The following is an 18,699-nucleotide window of genomic DNA, read 5'->3' on the forward strand; positions in this document are numbered from 1 at the left end:
TGCGTTCCTCCGGGGAAAATCAGAAAGCGGCATCGGCGCGCGGCGCGGCGGTGCCATCGGGCGCCTCGGCGATCACGAACGACACCGCGTAGTCACGCTCATCGCTCACGCTCACGCGCGCGGTGATGCCGCGCTGCGCGAGCCACGTGGCCAGTTCGCCCGACGCGACGATATACGGCTCGCCGCTCGGCCGGTTGAGCGTCTGCAACGCGCGCCACGTCATCGGCCAGTGCATGCCGAGGCCGATCGCCTTGGAGAATGCTTCCTTCGCGGAAAAGCGCGTCGCGAGAAACGCAATGCCGCGCGCTTCCGAACGCGCGCGCCGTGCGTGAAACACGCGCAGCTCGTCAGGGCCGAGCACCTTGTCCGCGAAGCGTCCGCTCGTGCGCTCGAGCACCGCGGCGATGCGGCTCACCTGAACGATATCGGTGCCGATGCCGTAGATCGCCATGTCAATGCCCGCCGGGCCATCCCGCACGATGCGCACGCGGGAAATCTTGACGGGGAAAAGAGGCCGATGGCCCCGCCGCGAGCCGCAGGCATTCCCTTCCGCACTTATTCGGGACGCAATCGCGCAGGCAAACACCACGAAGCAGGCAATGCCTTCGGCGAACGCCCCGCAGCGAGCGCTCGCGGGAAGTGCCCCGAAGGCCCCCTTCTCGACGGCAGGCGCCGCGAACGGAACCAGCACGCTCGCACATCATTTCAGCGGCCGCCGTGCAGCGCGGCGACGCGCGCGGCGACTATGATCGCCTTCATCTCGCGCACCGCGTTGTTCCAGCCGGCGAAAACCGCATGCGCGACGATCGCGTGGCCGATATTCAGTTCGCTGATGCCGGGCAGCGCGGCAATCGCCTGCACGTTTTCATAGTGCAGCCCATGGCCCGCGTTCACCTTCAATCCGAGCGCAAGCCCGCAATCGACGCCCGATGCGACCCGCTCGAACTCGCGCCGCTGCTCGGCTGCATCGTGCGCATCCGCATAGCGGCCGGTGTGCAGTTCAATCACGGGCGCGCCCGCCTCGTGCGCGGCACGGATCTGCTCGTCGTGCGGATCGATAAAAAGCGACACGCGCACGCCAACGTCAGCGAGTTGCTTGCATGCCGCGCGCACCGCGTCGAAATGGCCGGCGACGTCGAGCCCGCCTTCGGTCGTCAATTCCGAGCGTTTTTCCGGCACGAGGCAGGCGTCGTGCGGCAGGATCTCGCACGCGATGTCGAGCATTTCGGACGTCACCGCGCATTCGAGATTCATCCGCGTCTTCAAAAGCGGACGCAGCGTGCGCACGTCCGCATCGACGATATGGCGGCGATCCTCGCGCAGATGCAGCGTGATCGCATCCGCCCCCGCCTCCTCGGCTTCGAGCGCGGCGCGCACGGGGTCCGGATAACGTGTGCCGCGCGCGTTGCGCAAAGTCGCGACGTGGTCGATATTGACGCCCAGGTCAATGGCGGTCGGCGAGGTCAGGAAAAAGCTCATAGATTTTGCAGGTCAATTAGGATCTGACGCGTGGCGAGCGGCGTGCCGCCCAAATAAGTGTTGAGCAAAAAGCGCATCAGCGTCTTGCTTTGCGCGACGGTCTGCGCCCGATGGTAATCGTCCTGTTCCATATCGAGCAACGTCTGGCCGGAAATCACCGGCCAGTGCGACGGCGCATCGCCGAGCGCGTCGCGCACGCCGCGCTCGGGATCGAACACATAGAGCCGCCCCGGCTCGACCGCGCGCCGCGCGACGGTGCGCGCGAGCGACATCGCATAGCCCGTCTCGCGCAACAGCACGCGCTCGAACGAGCGCAGCACCTGCACCGGCGGCTCGGCGTGCGCGAGCCGTGTCAGCGTCACGAGATAATGCTTGAAGAGCGCCGGATAAGGATCCTCGCGCGCGCAAAACTTGACGAGCAGCTCGTTGGCATAGAACCCGCACAGCAACGCGTCGCCCGCGAGCGGTAGCATGCCGCCCACCCATTCGGCGCCCGTCAGCGTGCGCAACTCGGCCTTGCCGGACCATGACAGCGCAAGCGGCTGAAACGTCTGCAACACGCCGCGCAGCGCCGAGTGCGGACGCTTCGCCCCCTTCGCGACGAGCGCGAGACGCCCGTGATCGCGCGTCAGCACGTCGATCACCAGGCTGGTTTCACGGTACGGGTAGCTGTGCAGCACGAACGCCGGCTGCTCGGCGACCCGGAATTCGGACGTGCGCGCAGCGGCGCGGCGCGGCTTGCGCGGCGGTTTGCCCGCATCGGGCACGGCCGGCGGCGGACTCACTGCCGCGGCATCCGACGTGGCGGATGCGGGACGCCGCGCGAAGCCGGCCTCGTCGGTCATCGCGTCATCGGAGACGCCGTCATTCGTACCCATAGGCACGCAACCCCGCCTCGTTGTCGGCCCAGCCGCTTCTCACCTTGACGAACGTTTCAAGGTAGACCGGGCCGTCAAACAACTTCTCCATGTCGAGCCGCGCCTCGGTGCTGATCTGCTTGAGCTTCTCGCCCTTTCTGCCGATCACCATCGCCTTGTGCGCATCGCGCTCGACGAGGATCGTCGCGAACACGCGCGTCAGCCGCCCTTCCTCCTCGAACTTGTCGATGACGACGGTGCTCGTATAAGGCAACTCGTCGCCCGTCCAGCGGAACACTTTCTCACGCAGAATTTCAGCCGCCAGGAACCGCGAGCTGCGATCGGTCAGGTCGTCCTCGCCGTAAATCGGCTCGCCTTCCGGCAAGTACGGCTTGAGCGTATCCATCAGACGCCGGATGTCGTCCGGATGCTTCGCGGACAGCGGCACGACCTCGGCGAACTCGCGCAAACCGCCCATCTTCTGGAAAAACGGAAACAACGTGCCCTTGTCGGACACGCGGTCGAGTTTGTTCGCGATCAGCAGCGTCGGTGTGCCGGGTGGAATCAGATCGAGTACTTTCTGGTCGTCGGGGCCAAAACGGCCGGCCTCGATCACGAACAGAATCGCGTCGACCGACGTCAGCGTGGACGTCACCGCCCGATTCAGCGAGCGGTTGAGCGCCGTGCTATGCCGCGTCTGGAAGCCGGGCGTGTCGACGAATACAAACTGCGCATCGTCGAGCGTGCGGATGCCGGTGATCCGGTGGCGGGTCGTCTGCGCTTTGCGCGACGTGATGCTGATTTTCTGGCCGACGAGCGCATTCATCAGCGTCGACTTGCCGACGTTCGGACGACCGACGATCGCGATCATGCCGCAACGAAAACCGGAGGAAGCGGGAGCGTTCATATCAGGAGCTGCTGAGTTCGGAGCGGCCGCGCTCGCACGCGGCCGCGATATCGATGGGAACGGCGTCAATGATCGGCATCGGCAACGCGCACCGGTGCGGCCGGATCGTCAATCGCCTGAGGCGCGTGCGCCGGATCGCGAACACGCGCTGGCCGGTCTGCCGGACGTGCGGCTGCGTCGTTCTTTTCCGCGGCTCGCTCGGATGCCTTATCGGTGGCTTTATCGAATGCCTTGTCAGCCCCTTTATCAGCCGGCAACACCTTTTCAGCCACTTTTGCCGCGCGCGGCTCAGCCTTGTCCTGACCATGCTCGACGTGGGCCGCGCGAATCACCGCGAGAGGCGACCGATACGCGGCGCCGTCCGCACCACCACCGGGCATATCGGCCGGCGCCGCCGCACTACCGGCATGCGAGCCGGATTGCATCTCGGCCGCTTTCGCGTCGGCCACACCTTTCGCGTCGGCCAACAGCTTCGATTCATCCCGCTTCGGCTCGCCGGATCGGGCATCCGCAGCCTTGGGGTCAGCCAGTTTCGTATCGGCCGCCTTCGCATCAGCCAGTTTCGCTTCGACGGCGGGCCTCGCTTCGGCCACGTTCGATTCGAGGGCTTTGGTTTCGGCCGCGGGTTTCGTCTCCGCGGCCTTCCTCCCTTCCGCCCCTTTCGCGTCATCGGCCAAGACGCGCCGCTCCTTGCGCTCTGGCGAGCGCAAATCGAGCGCCTCCTGCACGCCTTTCACGCCCGGCACGATCTCCGGTTCCACGTGCTTGGCGCCGCGCGCGCTCTTCGAACGCTTCGGTTTCGCGGCCAGCATCGGCGCAAGCGCCATGACTTCGTCGAGCGCTTTCTTCGCGGCGGCCTGCTCGGCCGCCCGGCGGCTCGCGCCGGAGCCGGACACCTTGACGTCGAGCTTGGGCACCGCGCATTCGACTTCGAACTGCTGATTGTGCGCCGCACCATGCGTTGCGACGACGGTGTAAGCCGGCAGCGCGATCTTGTGTCCTTGCAGATATTCCTGCAACAGCGTCTTTGCGTCCTTGCCAAGCGTGCGCGGGTCGATGTGATCGAGAATCGGCACGTACAGACGCTTGATCACCCCTTGGGCGGCTTCGAAGCCGCCATCGAGAAATACGGCCCCGATGATGGCTTCGAATGCGTCCGCGAGGATCGACGGCCGGCGAAATCCGCCGCTACGCAACTCGCCTTCGCCGAGCCGCAGGCTGTCGGAAATATTGAGGGCCTGAGCGATCTCATATAGCGACTGCTGTTTGACGAGGTTCGCGCGCACGCGCGACAAGTCTCCCTCGTCGAGCTTGCCGAAGCGCTGAAACAAAAGGGCGGCCACCGCGCAATTCAGAACGGAATCGCCGAGAAACTCGAGCCGTTCGTTATGCGTGGCGCTATGACTGCGATGGGTCAAAGCCTGGCGCAGTAATTCCGCATTGCGAAATTCGTAGCGCAGCCGGCTTTCCAACTGGGATGGAGGCATGGACAGGAGTATAACGCGGGCGCCGCGCCGCCCGGAAAGCGGCGCTCGACGCGAAAAAGCGCGATTTGGCGGCGTTGCCGCCGGTTCTCAGGATCGGTTTATGTGTCGAACGTGCATATGGATGGCGGAATCGCTCACTTAAACGGAACGTACCGCGCCGGCGGCGAACCCGGCAAGGAAAAAGGAGCGCCATCTGCCGGACCAAACGTTCTCGAAATATTCGCTACGGAACAAGCAACGACCTGCGCCACCGCGTGAACGATTCCCCCGCTGCGCTGCCCGTGCATGTTTGAATCGCGACTGCCACGAGAATGGCCGCGCGCCGCATTCGCCGGTGGCGGGCGGCCATTCTCGTGGCAACGCCATACGCGTTCCATACGTGAATAGGCCCTCGATGATAGACGCCGCGCCGCACGGCCCTCGCGCGCAGCGCGGCGCAAAATCCGGCGCGCTCAGTTGAACGAACCGATGCGCTTCAGGTTGCTGAAGTTCATCCAAATGAAGAACGCACGGCCAACGATGTTCTTGTCCGGCACGAAACCCCAGTAACGGCTGTCGGCGCTGTTGTCGCGGTTGTCGCCCATCATGAAGTAATGCCCGGGCGGCACCTTGCAGATCACGCCGCGGTTGTCATACGTGCAATTGTCTCGATACGGATAGTCGTCCGCGCCCATCACGAACGGCGGCACCGCCGGATTGTTCAGGATCGCGTTCTTGCGCGTGCCGATCGTTTCCTCGAACTGTTTCGCGTAATTCATCCGCTCGTCGTCGAAGTAGTCAGGCAGCGGCGTCTCCGGCACCGGCTGACCATTGATCGTCAATTGCTTGTCCTGGTAGGCAACCGTATCGCCTGGCAGCCCGATCACGCGCTTGATGTAATCGACCGACTCGTCCTTCGGATAACGGAACACGACGACGTCGCCGCGCTCGAGCGGCCGCCCTTCGGTGATCTTCTTGTTCGTGATCGGCAGGCGCAAGCCGTAGTCGAACTTGTTGACGAGGATGAAATCGCCGACGAGCAGCGTCGGCACCATCGAGCCCGACGGAATCTTGAACGGCTCGACGATGAACGAACGCACGACGAACACGACGAGAATCACCGGAAAGAAACTCGCCGTGTACTCGAGCCACCACGGCTGGCGCAGTTTCTCGTCGCGCAGCTTCGCGCGCGTTTGCTGCGCGTTCTCGTCAGCGAAGCGCTCGCCGATGCGCGCCTGCTGGCGGTCGAACTCCTCGACCGCCACCTGCGCCGCCTGCCTGCGCCGCGGCAAAAACACCAGTTTGTCCAGCACCCACGCGACGCCCGTGACGACCACGAGCACAAAAAGAATCAACGCAAAATTCATAAAGGATCAGCCCTGTTATTTGTCTTCGACTCGCAAGATCGCCAGGAACGCCTCCTGCGGGATCTCGACCGAACCCACCTGCTTCATCCGCTTTTTGCCTTCTTTTTGCTTTTCGAGCAGCTTCTTCTTGCGCGTGATATCGCCGCCGTAGCACTTTGCAAGCACGTTTTTACGCAACGCCTTGATGTTTTCACGCGCGATGATATGCGCGCCGATCGCCGCCTGAATCGCGACGTCGTACATCTGGCGCGGAATGATCTCGCGCATCTTCGCCGCCACCTCGCGGCCGCGGTACTGCGATTGCGACCGGTGCACGATGATCGAGAGGGCATCGACCTTGTCGCCGTTGATCAGCATGTCGACCTTCACGACGTCGGAAGTTCGATATTCCTTGAACTCGTAGTCCATCGACGCATAGCCGCGCGACACCGACTTCAGCCGGTCGAAGAAATCGAGCACGATCTCGGCCATCGGAATTTCATACGTGAGCTGCACCTGGCGGCCGTGATACTGCATGTTGATCTGCGAGCCACGCTTTTGCTCGCACAGCGTGATCACCGAGCCAACATAATCCTGCGGCATATACAGATTGACCGTCACGATCGGCTCGCGAATCTCGGCGATGCGCGCGGGCTCCGGCATCTTTGCCGGATTTTCGACCATGATCGTCGTGCCGTCGCTCTGCACGACCTCGTAGACCACGGTAGGCGCGGTCGTGATGAGATCCATGTCGAATTCGCGCTCGAGCCGCTCCTGCACGATCTCCATGTGCAGCAAGCCGAGGAAGCCGCAGCGAAAACCGAAGCCGAGCGCCTGCGACACCTCCGGCTCGTATTGCAGCGACGCATCGTTGAGCTTGAGCTTCTCGAGCGACTCGCGCAACGCGTCGTATTGGTTCGCCTCGACGGGATACAGCCCCGCGAACACCTGCGGCTTCACTTCCTTGAAACCCGGCAGCGGTTCGGGCGCCGCCTTGTTCGCGAGCGTGACGGTATCGCCGACCTTCGCGGCCGTCAGCTCCTTGATGCCGGAGATGATGAAGCCCACCTGCCCGGCCGACAGCGATTCGAGATCGCGCGACTTCGGCGTGAATACGCCGACGTGCTCGACCGGATACTGCGCGCCCGTCGCCATCAGCTTGATCTTGTCCTTGGGACGCAGCGTGCCGTTGACGATCCGCACGAGCATCACGACGCCGACATAGTTGTCGAACCAAGAATCGATGATGAGCGCCTGCAGCGGGCCGTCCGGATCGCCCTTGGGCGGCGGCACCTTCGCGATCAGCGCCTCGAGCACGTCCTCGACACCTAGGCCCGTCTTCGCGCTGCAATGCGTCGCGTCGGACGCGTCGATGCCGATCACGTCCTCGATTTCGGCAATCGCGTTCTCCGGGTTCGCGGCCGGCAAATCGATCTTGTTGAGCACCGGCACCACCTCGACGCCCAGCTCGATCGCGGTATAGCAGTTTGCGACCGTCTGCGCCTCGACGCCCTGGCTCGCGTCGACGACAAGGAGCGCGCCCTCGCACGCGGACAGCGAGCGGCTCACTTCGTATGAAAAGTCGACGTGCCCAGGCGTGTCGATCAGGTTCAGGTTGTAGACCTTCCCGTCGCGGGCGCGATAGGTGAGCGCAGCCGTCTGCGCCTTGATCGTGATGCCGCGCTCGCGCTCGAGATCCATCGAGTCGAGCACCTGCGCTTCCATTTCGCGATCGGACAACCCGCCGCAAAGCTGGATGATGCGATCCGCGAGCGTCGACTTGCCGTGGTCGATGTGCGCGATGATCGAGAAATTGCGAATATGATCCATTCAGTGCCGATCAAGCGAAAAAGGCGCGCTCGACGACCGCGGAGCGCGCCTTGTAAGTCGGTGAAAAAACGGCCTATTTTAGCCGAAAAGCCTTGCTCGGGGCGGCATTTTGGGTGAGCCGCCAGCGGCATGCCCTGGCCGCATGACGGCTGCGGGGAGTCACGCTCCGCGAAGCGGGGCGGTAGCAGCACCGCGTGGCAGCGCAACGTGCGTCAACCGCGCCTGAATCGCATATCAACCACGCGCCGCCGGCGAACGCTCGTGCTGCCTCAAGCCCGCCCCGCTCCCCGAGTGCATCGCGCAAGCGCCGCCTGCGCCTGCGCGGCGTCGAACCGGTGGCGGCATATCTGCACACCGTCGAGCAGCAGCACCGGCACGTCTTCGTCATAGCGTGCGACGAGCGCCGGATCGGCATCGATGTCGACGTAATCGACGCTCGCGTCGATCATATTCCCCCGCTCGGCAATGAAGCCCGCGAGGGCGTCGCGCATGTCGTCGCACAAATGGCACCATCCGCGGCCGTACAGCGTGAAACGCACGGCAGCACGCGTCGCCGGCTTCATTTCTGACGCGGACGAATCGGGATGAACTGCGTGTTGTCGCCGCGCCGCACGAGCAGCGCAATCGTGCGCTGCGCATCGAGCTTCGACGTCACATCGATGAATTGCTTCGCACTCGTGATGTCGATATCGCCGACGCGCAACACGATGTCGCCGCGCTGCAGGCCCGCGCGCGTGGCCGGGCCGTCGGCCGCGTCGATCTGCACGCCGTTCCTCAGCTTCAACGCTTTCAACTGCTCGGGCGACAGATCGCTGACCGTCAATCCGAGCGCATTGCTGCGCGGCTTTGCCTGCGGGCTCTGGCGGCCGCCCATCTTCGCGACCTTGTCGCCCGGCGTCTCGGCGATCGTGATCGGCAGATCACGCGACTGCCCCTTGCGCCAGACCGTCACCGTCGCCTTCGCGCCGGGCTTCGTGTCGCCCACCATTCGCGGCAGATCGGATGCGGTATCGACCGGACGGCCGTTGAACTTCAGGATGATGTCGCCCGGTTGCAGGCCGGCCTTGTCGGCCGGGCCGCCCGGCTCGACGCTGCTGACGAGCGCGCCTTCCGCCTTCGGCAAACCGATCGAATCGGCGACATCCTTCGTCACCTCCCCGATCGCGATCGCGATCCGGCCGCGCGTCACCTTGCCCGTCGCCTTCAGCTGCTCGGCAACGCGCATCGCCTCATCGATCGGAATCGCGAACGAAATGCCCATGAAGCCGCCCGTTCGGCTGTAGATCTGCGAGTTGATGCCGATCACCTCGCCGCTCATATTGATGAGCGGGCCGCCCGAGTTGCCGGGATTCACGGCGACGTCGGTCTGGATGAACGGCAGATAATCGCCGGTGTTACGCCCCTTCGCGCTGACGATGCCCGCCGTGACCGTGTTGTCGAGGCCGAACGGCGAGCCGATCGCGACCACCCATTCGCCGACGCGAACCCGATTCGAATCGCCGATCGCAACAGTCGGCAGATTCGTTGCATTGATTTTTACGATCGCGACATCGGTTCGCTCATCGACGCCAATCAGTTTCGCCTTGAATTCGCGCTTGTCGGTAAGCGTCACGTAGATCGTGTCCGCATCGTCGACAACGTGCGCGTTCGTCATCACATAGCCGTCTGACGACAGCACAAAGCCCGAACCGACGCCGCGATTCTGTTCGGTATCCGGCGGCGCATCGGGCTGCGACGGCGCATTTTTCGGTCCGCCCGGCTGCGGCAGCGGAATTCCGAAGAAGCGGCGGAAGAATTCCGACATATCACCGTTGTCGAATCCGGGCGGCAGCCCGCCGCGCGTATCGGTCGGCACGTTCGCCGTGGTCCGGATGTTGACGACCGCCGGACCGACTTTCTCGACGAGGTCGGCGAAATCGGGCAGGCCCGCGCGGGTCGCGGGCGCGGCGCCCGCCACAGGCGCTGCCGTGACATTCGGAGCAGCGGCCGCGAGCGGCGCGGCGAACGGCACGGCAGCGGCCACCGCCGCCGCGACGAGCGAAGTGCGCAGCGAAAAATTCTTCATGTCGAAAGCCGAACGGTTATTTGTAAGCCTTGTATTCTATGGCAGACGCGAACTGCTGCAACGTTGCCAACGGCACTTCGCCGAGCACGGTGATCCAGAAATCGCCGCGGCGCTTGACGAGCACATGCGTCGCGCCGGTGCTGCCCGCCCCTTCCTTGCGGCTATTCTTTTCGGTGGGTTCGATGAAAACCGACACAGTCGACAGACCGTCAGTGAAAACGGCCTGATCGACGGGAATCGGCGGATCGCCCGCATCACGCGCGGCCATCGGGCGGCGCACCTCGCGAATCTTGCGGAAACCGGCGACGCTCGGCGCGATCTGCCAGCCCTGCGCCTCGATGTCGATCGACGACACCGGGGGCCGCACGAGCGTCCAACCGCCGAGATTGCGCATCCCCGAGGCGATCGCGCCTCTGTCTTTTTCGCTCGCCGCCGCGCCGCTCAGTTGCAATTGCGAGAACGCGACCTGTTCGAGAACATGAGCGTCGGCGTCTAGCGTCTGCGAGCGCAGCAACAGGCCCGTCTTCGCGTCGATCCACAGCTTGTACGCGAACCGGTACGAATCTTTCGGCACCAGTTCGACGACCTGCGCATCGAGGCCCGCGACGCGGTCGCGCCCGAGCGGCTTCGAATCGTAGACGGACAGCACCTGCTCGCCGCTCGCGCCCAGCAGCGCCGGGAACGAATCCTTGTTCTGCCGGCGCTCGACCACGCAGAGCTTGCGCTCCGGCACGAACGTGTAGAGATCGTCATTATGGCGCAGCAGCTTGCGCGGCTTGCCGTCGAGGCTTTCGATCCGTTCGTACTCGCCGTCGCCCTTCGTTGCAATATGAACGATCCTCGACGACTGCACGTACGCACCGCGTTGATAGACGAACGTTCCTGCGTAACTCTGTTGCTGCGCCGCTTGCTGAATGCGGTCGAGCAACTCGGCGGCCGAGCGGCGGGCGGCGACGGAATCGTCGGATTGCTGCGCGAGCGCGGTAGACTCGGTCGACAAAAGCGCGGCTGCACACAGCAAAAACGCAGCCAGCCGCCTCCAACCGAGGATGGACTGATTCAACTGCAACGTCCGCATCGGAATTATCGGCTCTGCGTAGTGGCAACGGCTGTGCGAATGACCGGCATCGCACCAGTGACGACGGGCTGCTGCGCAAATTGCTGGTGCGCTTCGAGATATTGGTCGAGGCTTGCGTCACGGATGATGTTCACGTCCTGCAGCGCCGGCTGATCGGCCGACACGCGCTGCAACACCGCTTGCGGTGCTGCGCCGGCCGATGCCAGCTGAGCGCCGCCCGGCGCGCCGACGCGCTGCATCTGCGGCACGACGATCCAGGTGAGCGTCGCGGCCGCGGCCGCGATCGCAAACGCCGGCGCCACTCGGCGGCGCCAGCCGAACAGCCCGCGAGCTACGCCGCGAGCGGGCGCGAGCAGATGCGGCTGCGTCGCGAGGCTCGCCGACAAGCGTGCCATGAACGCGCTGCTCTCAGCGGGCTTGAGCGTGAGTTCGTCGGAACGCAGCGCGTCGCCGATCACGTGATAATGCGCCCACGCGCTGCGTCCGGCGTCGTCCAGCCCCGCCAGAATCTGCGTCAGCGACAGCCCGTCAAGCGCCTCGCCGTCGACCAAAGCGGACACGCGCTCGCGTTGCGAGCTGGCCTGCGACTGCGTAGAGACCGACCCCATGATGCTCCCCATCTTCCATATACCCCGTCGTGACACACGACTTCGAACTAGACCCCAAGCCGCCCCGATTCGCCGTGCTTACCAGCGCTTGCCTTCCGGCGTATCGAGCAGCGGCCGCAATTTTGCCGCGATCGCCTCGCGGGCCCGAAAGATTCGCGACCGGACAGTGCCGATCGGGCACCCCATCATCTCCGCGATCTCTTCATAACTCAAACCTTCGATCTCGCGCAGCGTAATGGCCGTTCTCAACTCTTCCGGCAACATCGCCATCGCAGCATTCACCGTCTGGGCGATCTGCTTGCTCATCAGCATCGACTCAGGCGTGTTGATATCCCTTAGTTGGTCCGCGTCCGAGAAAGTTTCAGCCTCTTCCGCGTCCGCCTCGGTGGAAGTCGGCGCGCGGCGACCTTGAGTCGCAAGGTAGTTCTTCGCTGTATTGACGGCAATCCGGTACAACCACGTGTAGAACGCCGACTCGCCGCGGAACTGCGGCAGCGCACGATAAGCCTTGATAAACGCGTCCTGTGCCACGTCTTCGACCTCCGCCGGATCCCGCACGAGGCGCGAGATCAGCCGGATGATCTTGCGGTGGTATTTGGAGACCAGGAGTTCGAACGCCGCCTTGTCGCCATTCTGTACGCGTTCGACCAGAACCTGATCGATTTCTTTTTCACTCACCTGACAAATCCGTAAACGAGGGATGCAAAGCGGAGCGCTATTGTAGCGTTCCCGCTCATGCGCAATCGCAGCCTGAAAAGCTCCGCGGTGGTCGCGCCACGGCTCAGCCGCGCGCAGCACGCCGGCCCAGCACGCAAAGCGCGCGGAATACCGGTGCGGCGAGCGCATCCGCGGGAATCACGAGCCGCGCCGCGCGCCGGCCGCGGCCTTGCACCGTCAGCACGACGAGCAGATCGCTCCATTGCGTGAAGCCGGCAACCCGGCCTTGCGCGAGCAGCCGCCCGTTGCGATCGAACGCCGCCAGCAAGCCCGCGCCGGCATCGATCCGCAATGCGGCCGGCTGGCGCCTCCCGCATAGGGCCCGTGCACGCAACGCAACCAGCACCGCAAGCACGACCGAGAGCATCGCCGCAGCGCGTGAACCGATCAGCGGTGCCACGCTCGCATGAACTGCCGCCGCGGCGGTCAGCACGAAAATTGCCATTGCCGCGCAAAGCCCAGCCGACGCGCGCAGCACAACGTGCTGCGCGCGCGGCGAAGCGGGATCGAACAGCTCCGTCAAGCGCCCCCGCGTCAGATACGCTTGAAGACCAGCGTGCCGTTAGTCCCGCCGAAGCCGAACGAGTTCTTCAGCGCGACGTCGATCTTCATCTCCCGCGCTTCGTTCGCGCAGTAGTCGAGATCGCACTCGGGGTCCTGGTTGAAGATATTGATCGTCGGCGGCGACACCTGGTTGTGAACGGCGAGCACCGTAAACACCGATTCCAGCCCGCCGGAGCCGCCGAGCAGGTGGCCCGTCATCGACTTCGTCGAATTGACGACGATCTTCTTCGCATGATCGCCGAACGCACGCTTGATACCGATGGTTTCCGCGAGATCGCCGAGCGGCGTCGACGTACCATGCGCGTTCAGGTAGCTCACCTGATCGACGTTGATGCCCGCATTGCGCATCGCGGCCAGCATGCAGCGGCGCGCGCCGTCGCCGTCCTCGAGCGGCGCCGTCATGTGATATGCGTCGCTGCTCATTCCGTAGCCGCTGATTTCCGCGTAGATCCGCGCGCCGCGCGCCTTCGCGTGCTCGTACTCCTCGAGCACCATCACGCCGGCGCCCTCGCCGAGCACGAAGCCGTCGCGATCCCGATCCCACGGACGGCTCGCCGTCGCCGGATCGTCGTTGCGCTGAGACAGCGCGCGCGCGGCCGCGAAGCCGCCGATGCCGAGCGGCGACACGGTCGCCTCCGCACCGCCGGCGAGCATCACGTCGGCATCGCCGTACTCGATGAGGCGCGCGGCCTCGCCAATGCAATGCAAACCGGTCGTGCAGGCGGTGACGATCGCGAGGTTCGGCCCCTTGATGCCGAACTTCATCGACAGATGGCCGGAAATCATGTTGATGATCGACGCCGGCACGAAGAACGGCGAGATCCGGCGCGGACCGCGGTTCAGGAGTTCGGTCTGCGTGACTTCGATCAGCGGCAGCCCGCCGATGCCCGAGCCGACGATGACGCCCACGCGCTCCGCGTTCTCGTCGCTTACCTCGAAGCCGCTGTCGCCCATTGCCTGCATGCCGGCGGCGATTCCGTAATGGATGAACGTATCCATGTGACGCGCTTCCTTCGCCGAGATGTACTCATCGACGTTAAAGCCCTTCACCTCGCCTGCGAAGCGCGTCGAGAAGTTCGTCGCATCGAACTTCGTGATATTGACGATGCCGGACTTGCCGGCGACGAGATTGGCCCAGCCGTCGGCAACATTGTTGCCAACGGGAGAAATCAACCCGAGGCCAGTAACGACAACACGACGACGGCTCACGGTAACCTCTTTTCCATTAGATGACAAAAACAAAAGCCACAGTGGCCACAGGAACCACCCCTGCGAACCCTGTGGCTGTTATTCGGCCGGCGGCACCACCGACGCGATTCGCGCATTGCAATGCGTAGCGAGCGTGCAGCGTGTGCGAATAATCGGCAGACGGTGCGTACCCTACCCGGTACGAACCGTTACGCCTTGACGTTTGCGCGAGCGTAGTCGATCGCTTGCTGAACGGTCGTGATCTTCTCGGCTTCTTCGTCCGGAATTTCCATGCCGAACTCATCTTCGAGCGCCATCACGAGTTCGACCGTGTCGAGCGAGTCCGCGCCGAGATCGTTCACGAACGATGCTTCGTTCTTGATTTCGCCTTCGGCGACGCCAAGCTGCTCGGCGACGATCTTCTTGACGCGTTGTTCGATGTTGTCCATTACCCCTCCGAGGGAAAGTTCAAATTTACAAGTGCGCGCATTTTAACAGGTTTGATGCCCGCCAAAACGCATGCTGGCCTTGCGGTCAAACAAGCGCCGGATGCACTTTGACGCATGCACGGCGCGGATGGTAAACGAATTCGGTTACGACATGAACATGCCGCCGTTCACATGCAGCGTCGTACCCGTGATGTAGCCCGCCTGCGGCGACGCGAGGAACGCGACCGCGTGCGCGATGTCCTCCGGGCTGCCTAGGCGGCCGAGCGGAATCTGCGTCTTCAACGCGGCCTGCTGTTCTGGCGGCAACACCTTCGTCATGTCGGTGTCGATGAAACCCGGCGCGACGCAGTTCACGGTAATCCCGCGGCTGCCGATTTCGCGCGCGAGCGCGCGAGTCATCCCCGCGACGCCGGCCTTCGCCGCCGCATAATTGATCTGCCCGGGATTGCCCGCCGAGCCGACCACCGACGTGATATTGACGATTCGTCCGCCGCGCGCCTTCATCATCGGACGCAGCACCGCGCGCGACAAACGGAACACCGCCTTCAGGTTGGTGTCGATCACGGCGTCCCAATCCTCGTCCTTCATGCGCATCGCGAGTTGATCCTGCGTAATGCCGGCATTGTTGACGAGTATGTTCAGCGCGCCGAATTCGGCAAGCGTCGCGTCGATCAGCCCGTCGACCACCGCCGGGTCATTGACGTCCAGCACGGCGCCCCGGCCCGTGAACCCGGCCTCGCCGAACGCGGCGGAAATACCCGCGGCGCCCGCCTCGGTGGTCGCGGTGCCGATCACCGTCGCGCCGCGGCGTGCAAGCTCAAGCGCGATCGCGCGGCCGATCCCGCGCGACGCGCCGGTAACGATCGCGACTTGTTTGTCGAGAATCTTGTCCATGCAGAAATTCCGTGTTTCAGGTGAATTCAGCAAACTTGCGAGCGTGACCAGCGATCAAGCGACGACAAGCTTGAGCGCTTCGTCGAGCGACGCCGGATCAAACACCGACGCGCCGACGAGATTGCCGTCGATGCGCTTCGTCAAGCCAGCGAGCACCTTGCCCGGGCCGCATTCGATCACATGGCTCACGCCCGCGCCCGCGATGTGCCGCATGCACTCGACCCAGCGAACCGGGCCCGCGGCCTGGCGCACCAGCGCATCCTTGATCGCCACGGGATCCGACACCACGGCGACATCGATATTGTTGACGACGGGAATCTGCGGCGCCTTCACATCGACATCCGCGAGGTAATCGCGCAACTGGTCCGACGCAGGCTTGAGCAGTGAAGAATGGAACGGCGCCGATACGGCAAGCGGCAGCGCGCGCTTTGCGCCCTTTGCCTTCGCGATCTCGCACGCCTTTTCGATGGCGGCCGCCTCGCCCGCGATCACCACCTGCGCGGGCGCATTGAAGTTCACCGCCTCGACGACGCCCGCCGCCGACGCTTCGCCGCACACCGCGCGCACCGCGTCATCGTCGAGCCCGAGAATCGCGGCCATCGCGCCGGCGCCAACCGGCACGGCCGTCTGCATGGCCTGAGCGCGAAAGCGCACGAGCGGCAGCGCGTCGCGAAACGAAATCGCGCCCGCGGCGACGAGCGCCGTATATTCGCCCAGGCTGTGCCCCGCGACGATCGACGGCGCCGGGCCGCCCGCCTGCCGCCATGCACGGTAGCACGCATACGCGGCCGTCAGCATCACGGGCTGCGTATTGGCCGTCAGGTTGAGTTCGTCAGCCGGGCCCTCGGCAATCAGCTTGCCGATATCCTGCGAGAGCGCGTCGGACGCTTCGTCGAGCGTCTCGCGCACGACGGCGACATCGGCAAATGCATTGAGCATGCCGACCGATTGCGAGCCCTGCCCCGGAAAAACGAATGCAAATTTCATAACGCCCCTAATTGAATCGATTCGAGCGGCACGAGAAACGCGCCGGATGGGAGCAGACGGAGCCGGTCAATAACGGAAGACCGACGCGCCCCACGTAAAGCCACCGCCGACGCCTTCGATCAGCACGTGTTGGCCGCGCTGAATGCGGCCGTCGCGAATCGCGACGTCGAGCGCGAGCGGAATCGACGCAGCCGACGTATTGCCATGGTCGCCGACGGTCACGATCATCCGCTCCTGCGGCAGGCCGAGCTTACGGCAGGTACTCGTCATGATACGGATATTGGCCTGATGCGGAATCAGCCAATCGATCTGCTCGGCCGCAAGCCCCGCCTTCGACAGCGCTTCGAGCGCCACCTTCTCGAGCACGTTCACCGCGAGCTTGAACACGGCTTGGCCGTCCATGTGCAGGAACGCGCTGCCCTCAATGACGCCGCCATTCACGTTGCCCGGCGTGCAAAGAATACTGGAGTAGCTGCCGTCCGCATGCAGCGCGCTGCCCAGCATGCCCGGCTCGTCGGACGCGGACATCACGACGGCGCCCGCGCCGTCGCCGAACAGCACGCAGGTCGTGCGGTCCTTGAAATCGAGAATGCGCGAGAACGTTTCCGCGCCGACGACGAGCGCCGTGCGGTGCTGGCCCGAGCGGATGAAATTATCGGCCGTTGCGATCGCGTATGCGAAGCCCGAGCATACGGCCTGAATGTCGAACGCTGCGCCGTTGTTCTTGATGCCGAGCTTGTGCTGCAGCAGACACGCGGTGCTCGGGAAAACGAAATCGGGGGTCGACGTCGCGACGACAATGAGGTCGATCGACTGCGGATCGATATCGGCCGCCTCGATCGCGCGGCGCGCGGCGACGAGCGCAAGATCGCTCGTCGTCACGTTGGAATCGGCGAAATGCCGCGCGTGAATGCCCGTGCGCGCGACAATCCACTCATCGCTCGTTTCAATGCCGTCTTTCGCGAGCCGATCGGCGAGATCCTGGTTCGTGACCCGGTTGGGCGGCAGGTAGCTGCCCGTGCCGAGCACGCGGGAATAGAGTGTCGATTGGGCCATCATGTCTTCGAGGAAAGCGCGGCGGAAGGCTCGGCTGACTGGCCAGCGGACGGGCCCGCCGGCCCGGCCCCGTTCGCTTCGCGTTCACTTTCGCCCAATGGCTCGGCATTCTCCGCCATTGCTCGCGAAAGGCGCTCCAGCACGCCATTTTTGACGGCATCATACCCGCGTTTGATCGCCCACTCAAACGCGTGCGCATCAGCGGAACCGTGACTCTTGATGACGAGACTGCGCAATCCGAGCAGCGCGGCTCCATTGTACTGTCGATGATCGACGCGCCGCTTGAAGCGCATCAGTACCGGCAGCGCGAGAATCGCCATCAGCTTGGTCAGCCACGAGCGGCTGAACTCTTCCTTGATGAAATCGGCAAGCATCTGCGCCAGGCCCTCAGAGGTCTTCAACGCGACGTTGCCGACAAAACCGTCGCAAACGATCACGTCGACCGTGCCCTTGAAGATGTCATTGCCTTCGACGTTGCCGCGGAAATTCAACGTGCTCGCACGCAGCAGTTCGCCCGCGCGCTTGATCGTTTCGTTCCCCTTGATGACTTCCTCGCCGATGTTGAGTAGACCGATCGTCGGCCGGTCCTTGCCTTCGAGCGCCGCGACGAGCGCGTGCCCCATTTCGGCGAATTGCAGCAGATGCTGCGGCTCGCAATCGACGTTCGCGCCGAGATCGAGCATCATCGTGTAGCCCGTGGGATTGGGCAGCGCAAACGCGATCGCGGGCCGCTCGATGCCTGGCAGCGTCTTCAGCACGTAGCGGGACACGGCCATCAGCGCGCCCGTGTTGCCCGCGGACACGCAAGCCTGCGCGGCGCCATCCTTCACGTGATTGAGCGCAACGCGCATAGAAGAATCCTTCTTCTTGCGCAACGCCACTTCGACGGGATCGTCCATCGCGACCACCTCGGTAGCTGGCACGACGGACAGCGCCGGCTCGTTGCGCGCCTTATGTTTCTTCAGTTGCGCCCGGATCGCGCTTTCAACTCCGACGAGCAGCAATTGCGCGTCGGGATGCGAACGGACGAATTTGATTGCAGCGGGAACGGTCACGGACGGGCCGTGGTCGCCTCCCATGCAATCGATTGTGAGCTTTACAGTCATGGAATGCGACGAATTTCAGGCACAAAAAAGCGGCAGTTGAATGCCGCCTTTTTGTTGAGCCAGGAAAGTGTCAAGCGAACCGGGTGTCGCGCGAAAGGCCCG

Annotated in this window: 19 protein-coding genes; all 19 read right to left on the reverse strand. The window is 64.1% G+C overall.

Going from position 1 to position 18,699, the window contains the following annotated elements; translation table 11 throughout:
- Positions 1 to 19: 19 nt before the first annotated feature.
- On the reverse strand, positions 20 to 451 hold the full coding sequence (gene acpS / locus WS68_RS16660; protein WP_059571849.1) for a holo-ACP synthase: 432 nt from the start codon (positions 449 to 451) through the stop codon (positions 20 to 22).
- A 254-nt stretch (positions 452 to 705) separates the two neighbouring features.
- Entirely contained in the window at positions 706 to 1,479 is a 774-nt protein-coding gene (gene pdxJ / locus WS68_RS16665; RefSeq protein ID WP_059571850.1) for a pyridoxine 5'-phosphate synthase, read from the reverse strand.
- Positions 1,476 to 2,357, reverse strand: a complete 882-nt coding sequence (gene recO, locus WS68_RS16670) for a DNA repair protein RecO (RefSeq protein WP_059571851.1) — start codon at positions 2,355 to 2,357, stop codon at positions 1,476 to 1,478. The genes pdxJ and recO overlap by 4 nt, the downstream gene beginning before the upstream one ends.
- Positions 2,344 to 3,243, reverse strand: coding sequence for a GTPase Era (gene era / locus WS68_RS16675; protein ID WP_059571852.1), 900 nt, complete (start codon positions 3,241 to 3,243; stop codon positions 2,344 to 2,346). Before era ends, recO begins: the two co-directional genes overlap by 14 nt.
- Before the next feature lie 65 nt (positions 3,244 to 3,308).
- Positions 3,309 to 4,730, reverse strand: coding sequence for a ribonuclease III (gene rnc, locus WS68_RS16680; RefSeq protein ID WP_059571853.1), 1,422 nt, complete (start codon positions 4,728 to 4,730; stop codon positions 3,309 to 3,311).
- 452 nt (positions 4,731 to 5,182) lie between these two features.
- Positions 5,183 to 6,076 carry a signal peptidase I gene (gene lepB / locus WS68_RS16685; RefSeq protein ID WP_059571854.1) on the reverse strand — a complete coding sequence of 298 codons (894 nt, stop codon included), beginning with the start codon at positions 6,074 to 6,076 and terminating at the stop codon, positions 5,183 to 5,185.
- 15 nt (positions 6,077 to 6,091) lie between these two features.
- Entirely contained in the window at positions 6,092 to 7,885 is a 1,794-nt protein-coding gene (lepA, locus tag WS68_RS16690; protein WP_059571855.1) for a translation elongation factor 4, read from the reverse strand.
- Positions 7,886 to 8,154: 269 nt separating this feature from the next.
- A complete protein-coding gene (locus tag WS68_RS16695) occupies positions 8,155 to 8,448 on the reverse strand; it encodes a glutaredoxin family protein (protein ID WP_059571856.1) in 294 nt (97 codons plus the stop codon).
- Positions 8,445 to 9,950, reverse strand: coding sequence for a DegQ family serine endoprotease (locus WS68_RS16700; protein ID WP_059571857.1), 1,506 nt, complete (start codon positions 9,948 to 9,950; stop codon positions 8,445 to 8,447). The genes WS68_RS16695 and WS68_RS16700 overlap by 4 nt, the downstream gene beginning before the upstream one ends.
- A gap of 16 nt (positions 9,951 to 9,966) precedes the next feature.
- Complete coding sequence (locus tag WS68_RS16705) at positions 9,967 to 11,028, reverse strand: MucB/RseB C-terminal domain-containing protein (RefSeq protein ID WP_059571858.1); 1,062 nt, start codon at positions 11,026 to 11,028, stop codon at positions 9,967 to 9,969.
- A 5-nt stretch (positions 11,029 to 11,033) separates the two neighbouring features.
- Positions 11,034 to 11,636 carry a sigma-E factor negative regulatory protein gene (locus tag WS68_RS16710; protein ID WP_059571942.1) on the reverse strand — a complete coding sequence of 201 codons (603 nt, stop codon included), beginning with the start codon at positions 11,634 to 11,636 and terminating at the stop codon, positions 11,034 to 11,036.
- Between the two features lie 78 nt (positions 11,637 to 11,714).
- Positions 11,715 to 12,314: an RNA polymerase sigma factor RpoE gene (gene rpoE, locus WS68_RS16715; RefSeq protein ID WP_059519185.1), complete on the reverse strand. Its 600-nt coding sequence runs from the start codon at positions 12,312 to 12,314 to the stop codon at positions 11,715 to 11,717.
- A 103-nt stretch (positions 12,315 to 12,417) separates the two neighbouring features.
- Positions 12,418 to 12,876, reverse strand: coding sequence for a hypothetical protein (locus WS68_RS16720; protein WP_059571859.1), 459 nt, complete (start codon positions 12,874 to 12,876; stop codon positions 12,418 to 12,420).
- A gap of 11 nt (positions 12,877 to 12,887) precedes the next feature.
- Positions 12,888 to 14,126 (reverse strand): beta-ketoacyl-ACP synthase II, encoded by a 1,239-nt coding sequence (gene fabF, locus WS68_RS16725; protein WP_059571860.1) that lies wholly within the window; start codon positions 14,124 to 14,126, stop codon positions 12,888 to 12,890.
- A gap of 188 nt (positions 14,127 to 14,314) precedes the next feature.
- Positions 14,315 to 14,554, reverse strand: a complete 240-nt coding sequence (acpP, locus tag WS68_RS16730; RefSeq protein WP_012735022.1) for an acyl carrier protein — start codon at positions 14,552 to 14,554, stop codon at positions 14,315 to 14,317.
- Positions 14,555 to 14,698: 144 nt separating this feature from the next.
- Positions 14,699 to 15,448 (reverse strand): 3-oxoacyl-ACP reductase FabG, encoded by a 750-nt coding sequence (gene fabG / locus WS68_RS16735; protein ID WP_059571861.1) that lies wholly within the window; start codon positions 15,446 to 15,448, stop codon positions 14,699 to 14,701.
- Positions 15,449 to 15,502: 54 nt separating this feature from the next.
- Positions 15,503 to 16,435 carry an ACP S-malonyltransferase gene (fabD, locus tag WS68_RS16740; RefSeq protein WP_059571862.1) on the reverse strand — a complete coding sequence of 311 codons (933 nt, stop codon included), beginning with the start codon at positions 16,433 to 16,435 and terminating at the stop codon, positions 15,503 to 15,505.
- A 66-nt stretch (positions 16,436 to 16,501) separates the two neighbouring features.
- On the reverse strand, positions 16,502 to 17,491 hold the full coding sequence (locus WS68_RS16745; protein WP_059571863.1) for a beta-ketoacyl-ACP synthase III: 990 nt from the start codon (positions 17,489 to 17,491) through the stop codon (positions 16,502 to 16,504).
- Positions 17,491 to 18,597 carry a phosphate acyltransferase PlsX gene (plsX, locus tag WS68_RS16750; RefSeq protein ID WP_059571864.1) on the reverse strand — a complete coding sequence of 369 codons (1,107 nt, stop codon included), beginning with the start codon at positions 18,595 to 18,597 and terminating at the stop codon, positions 17,491 to 17,493. The genes WS68_RS16745 and plsX overlap by 1 nt, the downstream gene beginning before the upstream one ends.
- Positions 18,598 to 18,699: the final 102 nt, after the last annotated feature.

The sequence above is a fragment of the Burkholderia sp. TSV86 genome (genome assembly GCF_001522865.1).
Taxonomy (GTDB): domain Bacteria; phylum Pseudomonadota; class Gammaproteobacteria; order Burkholderiales; family Burkholderiaceae; genus Burkholderia.